The 15,631-nt window shown below is 72.5% G+C and carries 14 protein-coding genes; 5 read left to right on the top strand and 9 right to left on the bottom strand.

Features of this window, described 5'->3' with window-relative positions:
* Nucleotides 1-112 precede the first annotated feature (112 nt).
* Both F5972_RS11195 and F5972_RS11190 read left to right on the top strand, forming a co-directional pair.
* Nucleotides 113-2,374, top strand: a complete 2,262-nt coding sequence (locus F5972_RS11195) for a polysaccharide lyase 8 family protein (protein WP_225311368.1) — start codon at nt 113-115, stop codon at nt 2,372-2,374.
* 37 nt (nt 2,375-2,411) lie between these two features.
* Nucleotides 2,412-3,419, top strand: a complete 1,008-nt coding sequence (locus F5972_RS11190; protein WP_150933417.1) for a small ribosomal subunit Rsm22 family protein — start codon at nt 2,412-2,414, stop codon at nt 3,417-3,419.
* A gap of 11 nt (nt 3,420-3,430) precedes the next feature.
* Here F5972_RS11190 and F5972_RS11185 read toward each other — a convergent pair whose 3' ends face one another.
* Nucleotides 3,431-3,745, bottom strand: a complete 315-nt coding sequence (locus F5972_RS11185; protein ID WP_150933416.1) for an STAS domain-containing protein — start codon at nt 3,743-3,745, stop codon at nt 3,431-3,433.
* Nucleotides 3,742-7,950: a SpoIIE family protein phosphatase gene (locus F5972_RS11180; protein ID WP_225311367.1), complete on the bottom strand. Its 4,209-nt coding sequence runs from the start codon at nt 7,948-7,950 to the stop codon at nt 3,742-3,744. Before F5972_RS11180 ends, F5972_RS11185 begins: the two co-directional genes overlap by 4 nt.
* Nucleotides 7,951-8,107: 157 nt before the next feature.
* Here F5972_RS11180 and F5972_RS11175 point away from each other — a divergent pair, with 157 nt between their 5' ends.
* Together F5972_RS11175 and F5972_RS11170 are read left to right on the top strand one after the other, a co-directional pair.
* Nucleotides 8,108-9,505 carry a PP2C family protein-serine/threonine phosphatase gene (locus tag F5972_RS11175; RefSeq protein WP_225311366.1) on the top strand — a complete coding sequence of 466 codons (1,398 nt, stop codon included), beginning with the start codon at nt 8,108-8,110 and terminating at the stop codon, nt 9,503-9,505.
* Nucleotides 9,495-9,872 carry an STAS domain-containing protein gene (locus F5972_RS11170; protein WP_225311365.1) on the top strand — a complete coding sequence of 126 codons (378 nt, stop codon included), beginning with the start codon at nt 9,495-9,497 and terminating at the stop codon, nt 9,870-9,872. Before F5972_RS11175 ends, F5972_RS11170 begins: the two co-directional genes overlap by 11 nt.
* A gap of 6 nt (nt 9,873-9,878) precedes the next feature.
* Here F5972_RS11170 and F5972_RS11165 read toward each other — a convergent pair whose 3' ends face one another.
* The 4 genes from F5972_RS11165 to F5972_RS11150 all read right to left on the bottom strand — a co-directional run bounded on the left by F5972_RS11165 (nt 9,879) and on the right by F5972_RS11150 (nt 11,759).
* A complete protein-coding gene (locus tag F5972_RS11165; RefSeq protein WP_150933415.1) occupies nt 9,879-10,229 on the bottom strand; it encodes a hypothetical protein in 351 nt (116 codons plus the stop codon).
* 180 nt (nt 10,230-10,409) lie between these two features.
* Nucleotides 10,410-10,802: a hypothetical protein gene (locus F5972_RS11160; RefSeq protein ID WP_150933414.1), complete on the bottom strand. Its 393-nt coding sequence runs from the start codon at nt 10,800-10,802 to the stop codon at nt 10,410-10,412.
* A 92-nt stretch (nt 10,803-10,894) separates the two neighbouring features.
* On the bottom strand, nt 10,895-11,305 hold the full coding sequence (locus F5972_RS11155; RefSeq protein ID WP_150933413.1) for a hypothetical protein: 411 nt from the start codon (nt 11,303-11,305) through the stop codon (nt 10,895-10,897).
* Nucleotides 11,298-11,759, bottom strand: a complete 462-nt coding sequence (locus F5972_RS11150; RefSeq protein WP_150933412.1) for a hypothetical protein — start codon at nt 11,757-11,759, stop codon at nt 11,298-11,300. Before F5972_RS11150 ends, F5972_RS11155 begins: the two co-directional genes overlap by 8 nt.
* Before the next feature lie 63 nt (nt 11,760-11,822).
* Between F5972_RS11150 and F5972_RS11145 the strand changes: the two genes are divergently transcribed.
* A complete protein-coding gene (locus F5972_RS11145) occupies nt 11,823-12,230 on the top strand; it encodes a hypothetical protein (protein WP_150933411.1) in 408 nt (135 codons plus the stop codon).
* A 37-nt stretch (nt 12,231-12,267) separates the two neighbouring features.
* Here F5972_RS11145 and F5972_RS11140 read toward each other — a convergent pair whose 3' ends face one another.
* Genes F5972_RS11140 through F5972_RS11130 form a run of 3 tightly spaced genes read right to left on the bottom strand, consistent with a single transcriptional unit; the run spans nt 12,268 to nt 15,412 of the window.
* Nucleotides 12,268-13,170: a carbohydrate ABC transporter permease gene (locus F5972_RS11140; RefSeq protein WP_150933410.1), complete on the bottom strand. Its 903-nt coding sequence runs from the start codon at nt 13,168-13,170 to the stop codon at nt 12,268-12,270.
* A 2-nt stretch (nt 13,171-13,172) separates the two neighbouring features.
* Complete coding sequence (locus tag F5972_RS11135) at nt 13,173-14,093, bottom strand: carbohydrate ABC transporter permease (RefSeq protein WP_150933905.1); 921 nt, start codon at nt 14,091-14,093, stop codon at nt 13,173-13,175.
* A gap of 2 nt (nt 14,094-14,095) precedes the next feature.
* The gene (locus F5972_RS11130; RefSeq protein WP_225311364.1) at nt 14,096-15,412 is read right to left on the bottom strand and encodes an extracellular solute-binding protein; all 1,317 of its coding nucleotides are present in this window, start codon (nt 15,410-15,412) and stop codon (nt 14,096-14,098) included.
* Nucleotides 15,413-15,631: the final 219 nt, after the last annotated feature.

The raw sequence follows: 15,631 nt of genomic DNA, 5'->3' as shown, positions 1-15,631 counted from the left end.
ACGCTCCCTTTCCCGGTGACAACGGCAGAAGTAAGGTACGTCACTTGGGAGCGCTCCCATAGATGTCTGCCGAAGATCGATGAAAGCGGCGGATCGCGCGGATAATCTACGTGTGAAGGGACCTTCCCGGCGATTATTTCTCCAGTTCAGCGGGCTCGCCGTTCTCCTCACGGCCTGTGCTCCCCGCTCCGGGGTCGGTGCCGAGGAACTGACCGCGCTGGGCCGCCGCTGGCGGGAGGTCACGCTCGGCGCGGGGCTGTTCGATCCGGCGCGAGAGCCGTACCGGGCCCGGCTGGCGCGGCTGGGTGCGGCGGCCCGCCTGCACCGCGAGGCCATGACCCCCACCGGCCGGTCGCTCTGGCCGGATCTGCCCTTCCCGTCCCTCGGCGCCACCCCGGCGCGGCTGCGGGCCATGGCCCGCGCGTACGCGCTGCCCGGCACCGGGCTGACCGCCGAGCCGGGCCTCGGCTCGGCCGTGGCCACCGGGATCGAGCACTACGTGCGGCACGTGTACGCCGCGGACGCCGGCCAGACCGGCAACTGGTGGGACTGGCAGATCGGCGCGCCGAGGGCGCTCCTCGACGCGGCCGTGCTGGCCGGTCCGCACCTCACGGGCGGTCAGAACGCGGCGCTGTGCGAGGCTGTGGACAACTTCGTCCCCCCGGACCGCCTCGACGACTACGCGGGCAACAGCACCGGGGCCAACCGGGTGGACCTGTGCACGGTCACGCTGCTGCGGGCGATCGCCGGAGCGGACCCCGGCCGGGCCGCGCTCGCCGTCTCCGCGCTCTCGCCGGTCTTCCGGTACGTCACCGAGGGCGACGGGTTCTACCGGGACGGCTCGTTTATCCAGCACGGCTCGGTCCCCTACCAGGGCGGGTACGGCGCGGTGGCGCTGACCGGCCTCGCGACGCTGGCCGCGGTGCTGCGCGGCACGCGGTGGGAGATCGCCGACCCGGCCTTCCACAACGTTCTCGACGCGGTCGACAGGTCGTTCGCGCCGTTCGTCCACGACGGCGCGTGCCTGGACCTCGTACGGGGACGCGGCGTCGCCAGACGGCCGTACGGCGACCACGCGCGGGGCAGGGAGATCGCCGCCGCGATCCTGCTGCTGGCGGAGACGGCCCCGGCCGCCGACCGGGCCCGCTGGCGGGGCATGGTCAAGGGCTGGGCGGCGCGCGACACCGCGAAGCCCATGCTCCGGGCCGCCGAGGGCGATCAGGCGTTCCACGCGCGGCTCGCGGCCGTGCTGCGCGACGAGACGACACCGGAGGCGCCCGAGCCCTCCGGGCACCGCCTGTTCCCCAGGAGCGCCCGCGCCGTACACCGCCGGCCGGGCTGGTGCGCGGCGCTCAGCATGGCCTCCTCGCGGGTGGCGCACTACGAGCACGGCAACGGCGAGAACCCGCGCGGCTGGCACACGGGCGCCGGGATGCTCTACTGGTGGGGCCGGGGGCACGGCGACCAGTACTCCGACTCCTTCTGGTCCACCGTGGACCCCTACCGGCTGCCGGGAACCACCGTCTCAACGGTGCGCCTGCCCGACGGGGCGGGCGGCGCGTGGGGCGACACCCGCCCGCAGGCCGACTGGGTGGGCGGCGTCACCGACGGCGCGTACGCGGCCGTGGGCCAGCACCTGTACGGCCTGGAAAGCACCCTCGAGGCCTTCAAGTCGTGGTTCTTCCTCGATGACGCGGTCGTCTGCCTCGGCGCCGGGATCACCAGCCGGGACGGCGTGCCGGTCGAGACCGTGGTGGACAACCGCAGGACCGGCGCCGTGGACTCCCTCACCGTGGACGCAGCGGCGGGGTGGGCGCATCTGGACGGCCACGGCGGCTACGTCCTGCCCCCTGGCCAGCCGCTGCGGACGCTGCGCGAGACCCGTACGGCGGGCGGGGCGAGCCGGTCGTACGCCACGATCTGGCTGGACCACGGCGTGGACCCGGACGCGGCGGGCTACGTCTACCACCTCATGCCGGGGGCGAACCTGGCCGCGACGCGGGCCCGCGCCGCCGACCCCGGCTGGGCCCGCGTGCTCGCGAACACCTCCGGCCGGCAGGGGATCGCGGTGCCGTCGCTCGGGATCACCGCGGCCTGCTTCTGGGCCGGGGGACGGGCGGGCGACCTGGCCGCCTCCGATCCGTGCGCGGTCCTCGTACGGGACCTGGGCGACGGCACGGCGACGGTGACGGTCGCCGATCCCCGGTGTGTCCTTGACGGGCTGACCGTGACGTGGGACCACCCGGTGGCCGGGATCGTGGACGGCCATCCGATCCTGGCCAGTGCCCGGACGGGGGCGCGGCTCACGCTCGTCTTCGGCCGGCCGGCGGATCAGGCCGGGGCCTCCCACACGGTCACCGTACGGCTCGCGTGAGGCGCCGTTTCGACAGGCTGAGCAGGGGCGGGGCATCATGAGCGGTGTGTCCGTCCTCCCCGATGCCCTCGAAGACGCGCTGGAAGAGTCGCTCGGGCGCTTTCCCGTGCCGGAGCTGACGCGGAACGTCCAGACGCTCATCCGGCAGTACCGGGAGGGTTTCGACCGGAGTGTCCCCGCGCTGGGCTCCGAGGCCGCCGTCGCCGCGTACGCCGGCTACCGCATGCCGGCGACCTACAGCGCCGTGGCCGCGGCGCTGCGCCAGGTCGCCCTGCTCGCGCCCGGCTTCGCGCCGAGGACGCACGCCGACGTGGGGGGCGGGACGGGCAGCGCGGTGTGGGCCGCGAACGCGGTCTGGCCCGGCCTGACGGACGTCACCGTCCTCGAACAGTCCGCCTCCGCGATCGCCTTCGGCCGGCGGCTGGCCGCCCGCGCGTCCGCGGCGGCCGTACGGGAGGCCCGCTGGCGGCAGACGGTGCTCGACCGGGGGACGGCCGCGCCCGCGGCCGACCTGGTCACGATGTCGTACGTGCTGGGGGAGCTGTCACCCGCGGTCCGGGACGACGTGGTGCGGTCGCTGGCGCTGGAGTCGGCGCGGCACACGGGGATGCTGGTGATCATCGAGCCCGGCACGCCCGCCGGGTACGCCGGGATCGCCGCGGCCCGGAGGCTGCTGGCGGAGGCGGGCCTGCACATCGTCGCGCCCTGCCCGCACGACGGTGAGTGCCCGATCGTGGAGGGCCGCGACTGGTGCCACTTCGCGGTCCGGCTCAACCGCAGCGCCCTGCACCGCCGGGTCAAAGACGGAACGCTGAGCTTCGAGGACGAGAAGTTCTCCTACGTCGCGGCGTCGGCCCGGCCGTGGCCGCGCGCCGAGAGCCGGGTCGTGCGCCACCCGCTGAAGCGCAAGGGGCTGGTGACGCTGCGCCTGTGCACGAACGGCGACGGGCTCGCCGACCACCCCGTCTCGAAGCGGCAGGGGGAGGCCTACCGTGAGGCGCGTGACGTCGCCTGGGGCGACGCCTGGCCCCCGCCCGCCGTCTAGGACCCCATCCCTCAGGACCCGATCCCGTGGACCGTGGTGACCTGCACGAGGCCGGAGATGGTGAGCACCGGGGCGAGCAGGTCGTTGGCGACGAGCTCGATGCGCGGGGCGTGCGCGAACAGCACGGTCAGCCCGGCGCTGTCGAGGTACTCGACCGCGCTGAGGTCGACCAGCAGGGCGTTGCCGTCCACGGAGACGCCGGACAGCGCACCGGACAGCGCGGCGTCGAGCTCGCCCGCGTTGCTCATGTCGATCTCGCCGCTGACGGTGAGGACCGGGGTGCCGTCGGGACGGCGAGACGGAGCCATGGTCAGGGGAGTAGTCAACGGGGGATCCTCGCGTGCATGTCGACGGTGGTGCCGGCGGCACCGGGATGGATGGTGACGCGCTGCATCAGGGCGCGCATCAGGGCGACCCCGCGGCCGCGGTGCGTGTTGGCCTCCGGTCTCGGCGGTTTCCAGTTGCCGCTGTCGGCCACGGTCAGGTAGAGATCGCCCGCGGTGGCGACCGCCCGCAGCCGCACGGTGCGCCCGGGGGCGTCGCGGTGGCCGTGCTCGATCGCGTTGGCGCAGGCCTCGCCCGCCGCGACCAGGATGTTCTGGATCATCGCGGGGTTCAGCTCGCACCGGTTCAGCCAGTCGCGCAGGGCCGTGCGGACCGGGGCGAGCTGGCTCGACTCGGCGGGGAAGGCCACCTCCAGTGGCGCGGGCTGGCGGTACAGCAACAGCGCGACGTCGTCGCTGTATCCGGTGTCCGGCGCCATCCGGCGCATGACCTGTGTCGCGAGGTCCTCGATCGGGGCCGAGCGGCCGTCCTGCACGGCGGCGCTCGCCTGGTCGATGCCGGTGGTCAGCGCCCTCCGGCGGCGTTCGACGAGGCCGTCGGTGTAGAGCAGCAGCGTCGACCGCGCCGGCATCGTGCGCACGTCCTCGGGCCGGGGACGGCCGGGCCAGACCGCGAGCGGCGTGGAGCGCGCGCCCTCCAGCAGTTCGGTCCTGCCGTCGGAATGGGCGAGGATGCCCGGCAGGTGACCGGCGCTGGAATAGACGAGACGGCCGGTCGTGGTGTCGAGGACGCCGCAGAAGACGGTCGTGCACCGGGCGCCGGGCACCAGGGCGGCGAACTTGTCGAGGGCGGTCAGCACCTGGGCCGGCCCCGCCTCCTGCAGCAGCAGGGCCCGGCAGGCGCTGCGGAGCTGGCCCATGACGGCGGCGGCCTCCAGACCGCGCCCCACGCAGTCGCCCACCACGATGCCGATGCGCTCGTCCGGCAGCGGCACGATGTCGTACCAGTCGCCGCCCACCTCCAGCGGGCGGGTGGCCGGCTCGTACCGTACGGCGAAGCCGGCGGGCAGGTGGGAGGGGCCGAGGATGGCCCGCTGCAGGGCGACCGCGGCCTCACGCTGCTGGTCGAGCTGGTGCACCCGGTGCAGGCCCTGGCCCAGATGACCGGTCAGCAGCGCGAGCAGCGTCTGGTCCTCGGCCGTGAAGGGCCGGTTCTGGCCGAGATCTATCCACAGGGTGAGGATTCCGGCGGGATGCTCCAGGCTGACGCCCGCGCCGTCCGCCTCGCTCGCGAGCGGGCGCAACGGCGGGTAGCCGCGCAGCTCGGCGAGCCGGTCCCGCAGCTCCGCGGGCAGGTCGAGCCAGCCGGTCCCCTTCCCGGTCACAGCTTCGGGTCCGGCCTCGCTTACGGGGCCGGCGAGGAACAGCGTGGGTTCCGCCTCGTCATGCCACAGCGCGGCCGTCACGTGCCGGGCCCGCCAGACCTCGCGCAGCTCCGCGAGTGCCCCCGTCAGCGCGTCGGACACGCTGCCCGCCTCGGAGACGCGCACGCTGAGCGCGGCGAGCGCGGTCTCCCGCTGGACGAGATAGTGCTCGGCGGTGACGTCGCGCAGGGTGCCGACGATCCGGCGCTCGCCGGTGCCGGGGTCGGCGACGGCGACGAAGGTGGCCGCCACCCAGACCTGGTGCCCGTCGCCGTGGCGGAGCGGCACCACGCAGCTTCCGCTGCCGTGGCTCGTCACGCGCTGGTACGCCTCGGCGAGCCTCCGGTACGTCACCGGGTCGTCGGCCTCGGCCGGCAGCCAGGGATGACGCGGAAGATAGGGGAGCCCTTCGGGGCCGTACCCGACGATGTCGGCGAAGGCCGCGTTGACCTCGATGACCGCGCCGTTCTCGTCGGCGACGAAGAACGCCTCCTGCAACGACTCGATCATGGCGGCGTGCCACCGGAGGTGGTGGGCGCGCAACCGCGCCCGCTCCACGGTGGCCCGCACCCGCGCGAGCAGTTCGTCGGCGGAGAACGGCTTGACCAGGTAGTCGTCCGCGCCCGCGTCCAGCCCCTCGATGCCGGCCTCCTGTCCCGCGCGGGCCGACAGCAGCAGGACCGGGACCGCGGCGGTGCGGGGGTCGGCCCGCAGCGCCGCCACCAGCCGCAGGCCGTCCAGGCGGGGCATCATCACGTCGCTGACGACAAGGTCGGGAGCGTCGGCGCGGACGGCCTCCAGCGCGGCCTGGCCGTCGGTGACCACGTCGACCTCGTACGCGGGCCGCAGCAGGCGCCGCAGATAGTCCCGCATGTCGGCGTTGTCGTCGGCGACCAGGATCCGCGGCCGCGGCCCGTCCGCACGTGCCGGAAGGGCCTCGGTCTCGTCCTCCGGCGCCTCCGGTCCCTCGGGAAGCCAGCGCAGGGCCTCCTCCACGTACGGAGCGGCGGTGCTCGGCACAGTGTCCGTCGAGGCGGTGTCCGGGGGCGGTGCCGCGACCAGGCCGTCGGGCGGCAGATGCGCGGAGCCGAAGGGCAGGCGGATGGTGAACGCGGTGCCCTCGCCCTCGGCGCTGTCGGCGTCGATCGTGCCGCCGTGGAGGCCCACCAGCTCCTTGACCAACGCCAGCCCGATGCCGCTGCCCTCGTTCGACCGCGACCGCGCGCTGTCGACGCGGTGGAAGCGCTCGAACAACCGGGGCAGTTCGTGCCGGGGGATCCCGATCCCGGTGTCGCCGACGGTGACGACCGCGTGGCCGTCCTTCGCGCGCAGCGTGACCCGTACGGAGCCGTCGAAGGTGAACTTCAGGGCGTTGCTCAGCAGGTTGAGCACGACCTTCTCCCACATGCCCCGGTCGACGTACACCGGTTCGTCCAGGGGAGGACAGTCCACCTCGAAGGCGAGCCCGGCCTTCTCGACGGCCGAGCGGAAGACGCCGGCGAGGTCGGTGGTGACGGCGGCGAGGTCCACCGGTTCGTAGCGGGCCCGCATGCGGCCGGCCTCGATGCGGGAGAAGTCCAGCAGGGTGTTGACGAGCTTGCCCAGCCGCAGGCCGTTGCGGTGGACGACGTCGAGCTCGGCGCGCAGCCGGTCCGCGGGCACCCGCTCGCCGTCTCCGGCCAGCGCGGTGCGCAGCTCCTCCACCGGTCCCATGATCAGGGTCAGCGGGGTGCGGAACTCGTGGCTGACGTTGGAGAAGAACGCCGTCTTGGCCCGGTCGAGCTCGGTCAGCTCCTCGGCGCGGCGCTGCTGGAGCTGGTAGGCCACGGCCGCGTTGACGAGGGCGGCGGTCTGCCGGGCCACCAGCCCGAGGAACGACTCGTACGCCTCGTCGAGGGCCCGGCCCGCGCTGGCCGCGAGCACCATCACCCCGACCATCCCGCCGCCGGTCTCACCGGCCAGCGGCAGCACCACGGCCTGCGTGGGAGGGGTCTGCCAGCCGCCCGAGGGAAGCGCCCCGAACCGCTCCGCCACGTCCGTCAGCACGACGGGCTCCCCGGTGCGCAGCACCTCGTCGACCGGCCAGCCGCCGGGGCCGCCGGGCAGCGGGGAGACGTTCGCGTCGCGCGGGCTCGTCGCGGCCGGCGTCAGCTCGTCCGTGCCGGGACGGCGCAGGTAGATCGCCGAGAAGGGCACGTCGGCGCCCGACCGCTCCAGCGCCTCCGCGACGAGCCGGCACGCCTCGGCGACGCTGCGGGCGTGCCCGGCCTGGGCCCCGAGGTCCTGCAGCACCGCCAGGCGCCGCTCCCCGATGAACCGCTCGGTGGTGTCGCTGACCGCGGTGAACACTCCCCGTACGACGCCGTCGTCGTCGTGCAGCGGGCTGTAGGAGTACGTCCAGTACGTCTCCTCCCAGTAGCCGTGCCGGTTCATCGGCAGCAGCAGGTCCTCCGACCAGGTCGCCTCGCCGGAGTCCATCACCGAGCGCAGCATCGGGCCGATCGTGTGCCAGATCTCCGTCCAGACCTCGTCGCCCGGCTTGGCCAGGGCGGGGTGCTTGGACCCGAGCAGCGGCAGGTAGGCGTCGTTGTAGAGGAACCGCAGCTCCTCGCCCCACCACACGATCATGGGGAAACGGGAGGTGAGGCAGATCCGGCAGGCGGTGCGCAGGCTCGCGGGCCAGGTGCCCGGGTCTCCCATGGAGATCCCGGACCACGGATAGCCGCGCATCCGCCGCGCCATCTCGCTGCCGCCGGGGAACAGGAGCTCCATCGGCTGACCGTCCTCGGCGGACATCGGTCCCGTTGCTTGCTCGTCGCCCACGCGTCTTCTCCCTCGACGGCCGGGCCGCCGCGGGCCGGCCCGGGTCGTGCCGCCCTGTCGGGCGAGTCCGGCAGGTCAGGGAAGGAACAGTTCAATGGTTTCGTAGGATAGGGCAAACGTTTGACGGGTGACGCGGGCCCCCTCGGGGCGTGCCCCGGTGACAGGTGAGGAGCCCGAGGTCAGCACGGTCGAGGAAGCACCCGGCAGGCCCGCCGTGGCGGACTCCGACGAGGAGGAGCGCCGGCTGGAGGCCGTGCGCCGCTACGCGGCCCTGGAGACCGCGTCCGGCGGCGCGTTCGACCGGGTGGCCGCCCTGGCCGCGCGGATCTTCCAGGCGCCCTTCGCCACGGTGACGATCGTCGGGGACGACCTGGTCCGCGTGATCGCCGCGCACGGCCCGCCCGCGCGCCGCACGATCGGCGAAGTCTCGATCACGGAGCCCGTGATCGTCGAGTCCCCGATCGTCGGGACCCTGTGCGCCGCGGCCGTACGGCACGACGGCCCGCACGCCGTCCCCGACGCCCGGCTGCACCCGGGGGCGGCCGGCGACCCGGTGGTGCGTGGCGAGCCGGGGATCAGGTTCCACGCGGCGGCGCCGATCGTGACGCCCGACGGCGAGCCGCTGGGCAGCGTCAACGTCATGGACACCCGCCCGCGCGAGGCCGGCGATGAGGAGCTCGCCTGCCTGCGGGACCTGGCCGACCTCGTGATGGACGAGCTCCAGGTGCGGCTGGTCACGCAGCGCACGGTGGAGATCGAACGGCAACTCCGCGCGGGCGCGGAACGGCTGGCCCGCACGTTGCAGCGGACCCTGCTGCCGCCCGCGCTGCCCCGGGTGCCGGGCCTGCGCGCGGCCGCCGCCTATCACCCCGTCTCCGCCGACGAGGTCGGCGGAGACTTCTACGACCTGTTCCCCCTCGACGGCGACCGGTGGGGGTTCTTCCTGGGCGACGTCTGCGGCAAGGGAGCCGGGGCCGCCTCCCTCACCTCGCTGGTCCGCTACACCCTGCGCGCCGCGGCGGTGTACGACGCCGATCCGCACGCCGTGCTGGCCAATCTCGACGCGGTGCTGCAGCAGGAGCACGCGGGCGGCGACATGCCGGCGCCGTACTGCACCGCGGTCTTCGGGGTCCTGCAACCCGATGGCGACGGGTTCGGTGTCACGCTCGCCACCGGGGGTCACCCCCCGGCGCTCGCGGTGCGGGCGGACGGGGTGGTCGAACCCATCCACCCGGCCGGCGGGCAGTTGATCGGCATCCTCCGGAACCCGCACTTCGCCCGGGTCAGCGCCCGCCTGAACGCGGGGGACGCGTTGTTGCTCTACACTGACGGCCTCACCGAAGCCCGCACCGAGACCGGCTCGATGCTCGACGAGGACGGCCTGACGGCCTGCCTCGCCGCGGCCGGGCCGACGAGCGCCGACGCCCTGCTGGAGACGGTGCACGATCTGATCACGGCCCTGGGCGAGGGAGTGTCCGACGACACCGCGGTCCTCGCCCTGTCCGTCCCGCCCGCCACCCGATCATCGTCCTCCGGGAGCCAAGGTGCAGCATGATCACGGCCTGACCGTCACCCTTCAACCGGACGCCGCGGGGCCACGCGTGCTGGTGGTGACCGGCGATCTGGATCACCACACCACTCCCCGGCTGCGCGCTGCCCTGGAGGAGGTGCCCTTCGCTCCCGGCGTCGACCTGGTGATCGACCTGTCCGGCCTGACCTTCTGCGACTCGACGGGCATCGCCACGCTGGTGGCCGCACACCAGCGCGCGCACGACGCCGGTGGCGCCCTGCTCCTGGCGGGCCTGGAGCAGGACATCGCCCGGGTCTTCCACATCATGGGCCTGGACCAGCTGCTCGCCTTCTACGACTCCCCCGAGGAGGCCGTACGCGCGGTGAAGGACCGGCGCGAGTCGACGGCGTGACGTGACTCAGGAGGCCGCGGCGCCGATGACGACCGTGAGGTTCTGCCTGATGTCACAGTTCGTGACCCGGCGACAGAAGCCGTCCTCCACGTTGCTCGCGCCACCGGCGGTGCTGGCTCTGGTGTGCTGGTGACCACGGCTGTGGGTGGGGCTGTCCAGGAACACGACGTTCCGGTCGCGGGTGCCGTTCCCGATCGAGGCCGGGCCTCGTCCCCCCGGCGGATCCTGCGCGGCCCGGCCGGCCGCCGCCGCGGGGAGGGCGAGGAGGGCCTGCGTGATGACCGCGCCGGAGAGCAGCCCCGCGAGGAGCGGGACGCGGCGGCGCCCGCCGCGCGCTCCGCGGTATGACCGAGCCATTCGCCACCGTCCTGTGCACGCAATCCCGATCCGGGTCGGCCACAGCGTAATATCGGCGGTCGTCGAGCGGATTCCCCGGCGCGCGTCTTGTCATATTCTTGCCCATCGCGAATAGGCGACCGCGAACAAGCGGCCGATATCCGCCGGAGGACGGGCCGGATGCCGGGGAGCAGGGCCCGATCAGTGTCCTCCCAGCGTCACGTTTCCCCGGGTGGTGGGGAAACTCGTGTTGCTGCCCCAGATGTGCTGCGGGACGCCGCAGCCGGGCCGGTGCCTGCAGTTGGCGGCCTGCGTGTTCACCGCCGCGTCCACGCCCGCGACGACCTGCTGGACGCCGAAGGCGTTCCGCTGGCTGCCGGTCAGCAGGGAGGTGCGGTTGTTCAGGCCGTTGTTGATCACCCATCGCGTGCCCGATGCGTTGGCGTCGCCGCCACCGCCGCCCCAGCCCCGGCCCGCCGCCGCGGCGCTGCCCGGCGAGAGCGCGACGCCCGCGCTCGTGACCGCCAGCGCGCCCAGCGCCAGCAGGCGTGCCGCCGGGCCGATGAGCGCGTTTCGCGCCTTGTGACGAGCCATTGTCCTTTACGCCCTCTCGGTTCAGCATCCAGGTGGAATACACCGGGCATCTACCCCGTGGGGCCGCGCACGTCACCGCCGCATGGAAATGATTACCGCCGCACTGACCTCATGGCGGTCTTTTTGGCGTCACGTCGTCTTTTGGGGGATATACCCCCCGAAAATTCCTGCTCCGACGCCCATATTCTCTGGGTCGCCTCACAGCGGCGGAACCACCGCCGGCAGGCCGTGCTCTGGGCGTTGGAGACGCCGCCGACGCCGATCGTCTGCTGCTGGATGCCGCCGTTCCTCGCGCTGCCCACCGCCAGGTGGCTGGTGTTGTCGATGCCGTTGCCCACGCGGACCAGGGCGCGGTTGCCGTTGCGGTCGCCGCCGCCGGCCCGGAGCGCCACCGCGTCCGCGGCGGGCGGCGCGACGGACCAAGCGATCGCGATCGCCAGGACCGTCACGATCGCCAGGGCCAGGGGGACGAGAACCCGTACGGCGGCCGGCCGGTCACGCACGCCGTTCACCCGTCCGGGTGCGATCGCGACGACCGGCACGCGCGGTGCCCGGCGACGCGGAGGCGGACGCCTGCACCTTCTGCGTCAGCACGCAGTGGCGGACGTGCGGCTTGCACTGGCCGCCCTGCACGCTGCTCACCCCGCCGATCCCCGCGGAGAACTGGTACAGGACCCCGCTGATGCGGCTGCTGCCGATCGTCACCATGTTCCGGTTGTCGGAGCCGTTGCCCACGCGCACGACCGAGTCGTTCCCGTTGCCGTCGCCGGTCCCCGTGTGTTGACCGGCGGGCGTGCGGGACCAGGCGGAGGCGGCGGCCGTGCCCGCGCCGGTCACCAGGGCCGGCATCAGGGCCATCATCAGGGCCGGCGCGAGCGCGATCGCCACCGCGGCGGGCCGTACGACGGCACGGCGCGAGCGCACGCGAAGGGTGTCGGAGGTGGGAGTGATCGGCATCGCTGTGCCTCTACCCCGCCGACCGGCCCCCGTCTCCACTCTCGCCGAACCCGGGCCCGATGATTGCCACCCCTTGGCAGAACCGAGGACCTCGCGCGGCAGTGGTGCTTCGAGCACGCCTCACGCGACACGCTCGGCGGCGTCGCGAGCACGGTGCGCCCGACGGAACTGCCGTGCCGCGAGCACCGCCGGGGGCACGAACTCGACGTCGTCGTCACGGAGACCACGTCCTTCGCCGCCGACCGGATCACCGCGATCGGGGAGGCCAAGAGCACCGAGGCGCCGGTCGACGTACCTGAGCTGGAACGCCTGGAGCACCTGCGCGGGCTGCTGCCCGCCGGCAAGGTCGGCGCCCTACCGAAGCTGATCCTCTTCGCCCGGTCCGGGTTCTCGGCGGCGCTGGTGCGCCTCGCCGGCAGACGGCCCGACGTGGAGCTCGTCCACCTCGGCCGTCTGTACGGCGGAGACTGAGGGGCCGGGGCCCGCCGGGGGCGGCCCCCGGCGGGTTCTACTTGCCGAAACCGGCGGTCAGGCCGCTGAGCAGCTGACGACGGCCGACGGTGTAGAGGACCAGGATCGGCACGATGGTCAGCACCACGGAGGCGAGCACGGCGGGCACGTTCACGCCGTACGGCCCGCCCTGGAAGGCTGCCAGCCCCAGCGGCAGGGTGCGCTTGTCGGGGCTCTGGGTGAGGATCAGCGGCAGCAGGAACCCGTTCCAGACGTTCAGCGCGTTGTAGATCGACACCGTCACCACGGCCGGCCGGGTCAGCGGGAAGGCCAGGCGCCACAGTGTCATCCACTCGGTCGCGCCGTCCATCCGCATCGACTCGAAGAGCTCCTTGGGCACGTCCCGGATGAAGTTGGACAGCACCAGCACCGACAGCGGGATCGCGAAGGCGATCGACGGCAGGACCAGCGCCGTCAGCGAGTCGTAGAGGCTCAGCTTGATGATCAGCAGGTAGATCGGGATGACGGTCGCCTGCAGCGGGATGGCCAGGCCCATGAGGAAGAGCGAGTTCACCCCGCGGAGGAACCGGCTGGCTCTGCCGCTCCGGACGATCGCGTACGCCGCCATGAACGAGAACAGGACCGACGGGATCACCGTGCCGACGGCGACGAGGAGGCTGTTCAGGAAGTACAGCGGGAAGTCCATCTCGATGACGAGCCGGTAGTTGTCCAGCGTCGGATCGGAGGGCGGCAGCAGCGGGTTGGTCACGTAGTAGTTGCTCTGCGTCTTGAAGCTGGTGATCACGATCCAGTAGATCGGGACGATCACCACGGCCAGCCACAGCCAGCCGATGAGCCCGCCCAGCCAGTTGGGGCGCTGGCTGGGCGTTGCGGGGCGGCGTCCGCGCGAGTGGGCCGCGGTGGGGCGCTTCGCCGCCGCCGGCGTGTGGGTCGCGGTCACGGTCAGGCCCCTTCGAGCTGGCTGGCGTTGGGGTCGCGGCCGCCGAGCCGGCGCAGCAGCAGCGCCAGGGCGAGGCCGACGAGGACGAGGATGACGCCGATCACGCAGGCCGCTCCCATGAGGTTGGCCTGGAAGCCGCGCTTGTACATGTCCAGGGCGAGCGCGCGGGTGGCGTCGGAGGGACCGCCCTCGGTCAGCACGAAGATCAGGTCGAAGAAGGTCAGGGAGCCGACGATCATCAGCGTGGACGACGTGATGATCGTGTACTTGAGCTGCGGCAGGGTGATGTTGAAGAACATGCGGACCCGTCCCGCGCCGTCCAGCTCCGCGGCCTCGTACAGCGAGCGTGGGATCTGCCGTACGCCGCCCTGGTAGAGCAGCGAGTGGAACGGGATGAACTGCCACGACACCACGAAGATCACGACGCCGAGGGCCAGGCCGGGCTCGCCGAGCCAGTCCTGGGTGAGCAGGTCGATGTGCAGCCCCGCGCCGAGCCCGAAGTTGGGGTCGAGCAGCGCCTTGTAGGTGATCGCGATGGCCGCCGAGCTGAGCAGCAGCGGGATGAAGTACAGGACCGCGAGCAGTTCGCGGTAGCGCTGGTGTCCCGCGAGGAACACCCCGATCAGGATGCTGGCCGGGGTCTGGACCGCCCAGGAGAGCGCCGTGATCAGGAACGTCACCCACAGCGCGTGCGGCAGGCCGGGGTCGGACAGCACGGACTGCCAGCTCTCCAGCCCGGTCAGCTGGATCGTGCCGAGCGTGTCCCAGGACGTGAAGCTGAGCAGCAGCACCCCGATCAGCGGAATCACCGCGAAGGCCACGAAGGCCAGCAGGGCCGGAAGTGCCAGCCACGGCAGGACGCCGCCGCCGCGCGCCTTGGGCGCGGCGGCGGACGACGTCCGTCCGGTGGCGGTCGCGGACATGCTCACTTGCCGATGACCGCGTTCATGTTCGTGGCGAACTGCTGCGGCGAGATCGAGAGCTGGAACAGCTTGGCGATGTTGTCCAGCAGCACCTCGGCCGCGGTCGGGCTGAGCGCCTGGTCCCAGGACTGGGCGAACACCTTGGCCTTGCTCGAGACGCCGTAGATGAAGTTCAGGAACTCGGCGTCCTTGGACCCGGTGAACAGCTTGTCGGAGCCGTTGACGATCGGCACGCCGCCGGTGCCGACCCACTCCTTCTGCTCGGCCTCGTCGAGGACCCCGCTGGCGAAGAACTTCTTCGCGATCTCCTTCTGCTCGGGCGTCGCCTTGGAGGAGATCGACAGGTACTGGCCCGGGTTGCCGACGGTGTCGCTCGGGTCGCCCTTGCCGCCGTCGATCGGCGGGAAGTTCATGAAGCCGAGGCCTCCGCTGGAGACGAAGTCGCCGCCCTGCGCCTGCTGGATGCCGTACGACCAGCTGCCGTGCAGCATCATCGCGGCCTTGCCGGTGTAGAGCAGCGCCTGGTCGGCGTTCGAGTCGGCGGTGATCGAGGAGAAGCCCTTGATGAACCCGTTGGCCTTGATGAGCTCCTGCATCTTGGTCAGGGCCTCGATGGACGCGGGGTTGTTCCAGGCGTCCTTCTCGCCGTCGAAGACGGCCTGGAACACCTCGGAGCCGCCGGTGCGGTCGAAGAGGAACTCCAGCCACATCATGTTCGTCCAGCGGGACTGGCCGCCCAGCGAGAACGGCGCGATGCCCTGGGCGTTGAACTTCTTCACCAGGTCCAGGATGTCGCCGTACGACTGCGGCGGCTGCACCCCGACCTTCTCGAAGACCTTCTTGTTGTAGAACAGGACGATCGGCTGCACCGTCTCGCACGGCATCGCGTAGATCTTGCCGTCGATCGTCGCGGCGCCGAAGGCGCCGGGGAACAGCCGGTCCTTCACGGCGGCGTTCTCACCGAACCACGAGGTGAGGTCCTCGACCTGGCCGGCCTGCACGTAGCTGCGCAGACCGCCGCCGCCCCAGCCCCAGATGATGGTGGGCGCCTGGCCCGCGCCGATCGCGGTCTTGATCTTCGTCTTGTACGCGTCGTTCTGGATGACGTTGAAATCGATCTGGCCGTTGGGGTTGGCCTGGTTGAACCGCTTCACGGCCGCGGTCCGCGGCGCCTCACCGGGCGGGCCCGAGAGGAACCAGTAGCTGGCCTTGGCCCCGCCCCCGTTTCCGCCCGCGGCGGCGCCGCTCGCGGCACCGCCGCTCGGGGCCGGGCCGGACGTGCCACAGGCCGCCAGCGCGGCGCCCAGGGGAAGGCCCATCGAAAGGGAAAGGAAAGCACGGCGAGATGTAGACCTGGACTCCACGCTGTTCTCCGTACGTCGCATGCCGAGGCTGAGCGCGGCTCGCCGAACATCGGATGCGGTGGCCGGCGAACTGGATCAACATCGTGATCAGCACCGTGGGCGCCTCCGCCCCACTCCTCCTTGAAGTCAGGCCGTCGAAACATTTCGACACAAGCCGCGTGGCACGCCAATTTA

Origin of the sequence: Microbispora cellulosiformans, assembly GCF_008728085.1 — a bacterium.
Lineage (GTDB): Bacteria > Actinomycetota > Actinomycetes > Streptosporangiales > Streptosporangiaceae > Microbispora > Microbispora amethystogenes.
Note: the sequence above shows the minus strand (reverse complement) of the source record. Positions and strands in the feature narration are given on the sequence as shown.

Coding starts and splice junctions, on each gene's coding strand:
- F5972_RS11130 (WP_225311364.1), bottom strand. CDS start 15,412: ATGGGCCTTCCCCTGGGCGCCGCGCTGGCGGCCTGTGGCACGTCCGGC.
- F5972_RS11160 (WP_150933414.1), bottom strand. CDS start 10,802: ATGGCTCGTCACAAGGCGCGAAACGCGCTCATCGGCCCGGCGGCACGC.
- F5972_RS11190 (WP_150933417.1), top strand. CDS start 2,412: ATGAGCGGTGTGTCCGTCCTCCCCGATGCCCTCGAAGACGCGCTGGAA.
- F5972_RS11165 (WP_150933415.1), bottom strand. CDS start 10,229: ATGGCTCGGTCATACCGCGGAGCGCGCGGCGGGCGCCGCCGCGTCCCG.
- F5972_RS11135 (WP_150933905.1), bottom strand. CDS start 14,093: ATGTCCGCGACCGCCACCGGACGGACGTCGTCCGCCGCCGCGCCCAAG.
- F5972_RS11150 (WP_150933412.1), bottom strand. CDS start 11,759: ATGCCGATCACTCCCACCTCCGACACCCTTCGCGTGCGCTCGCGCCGT.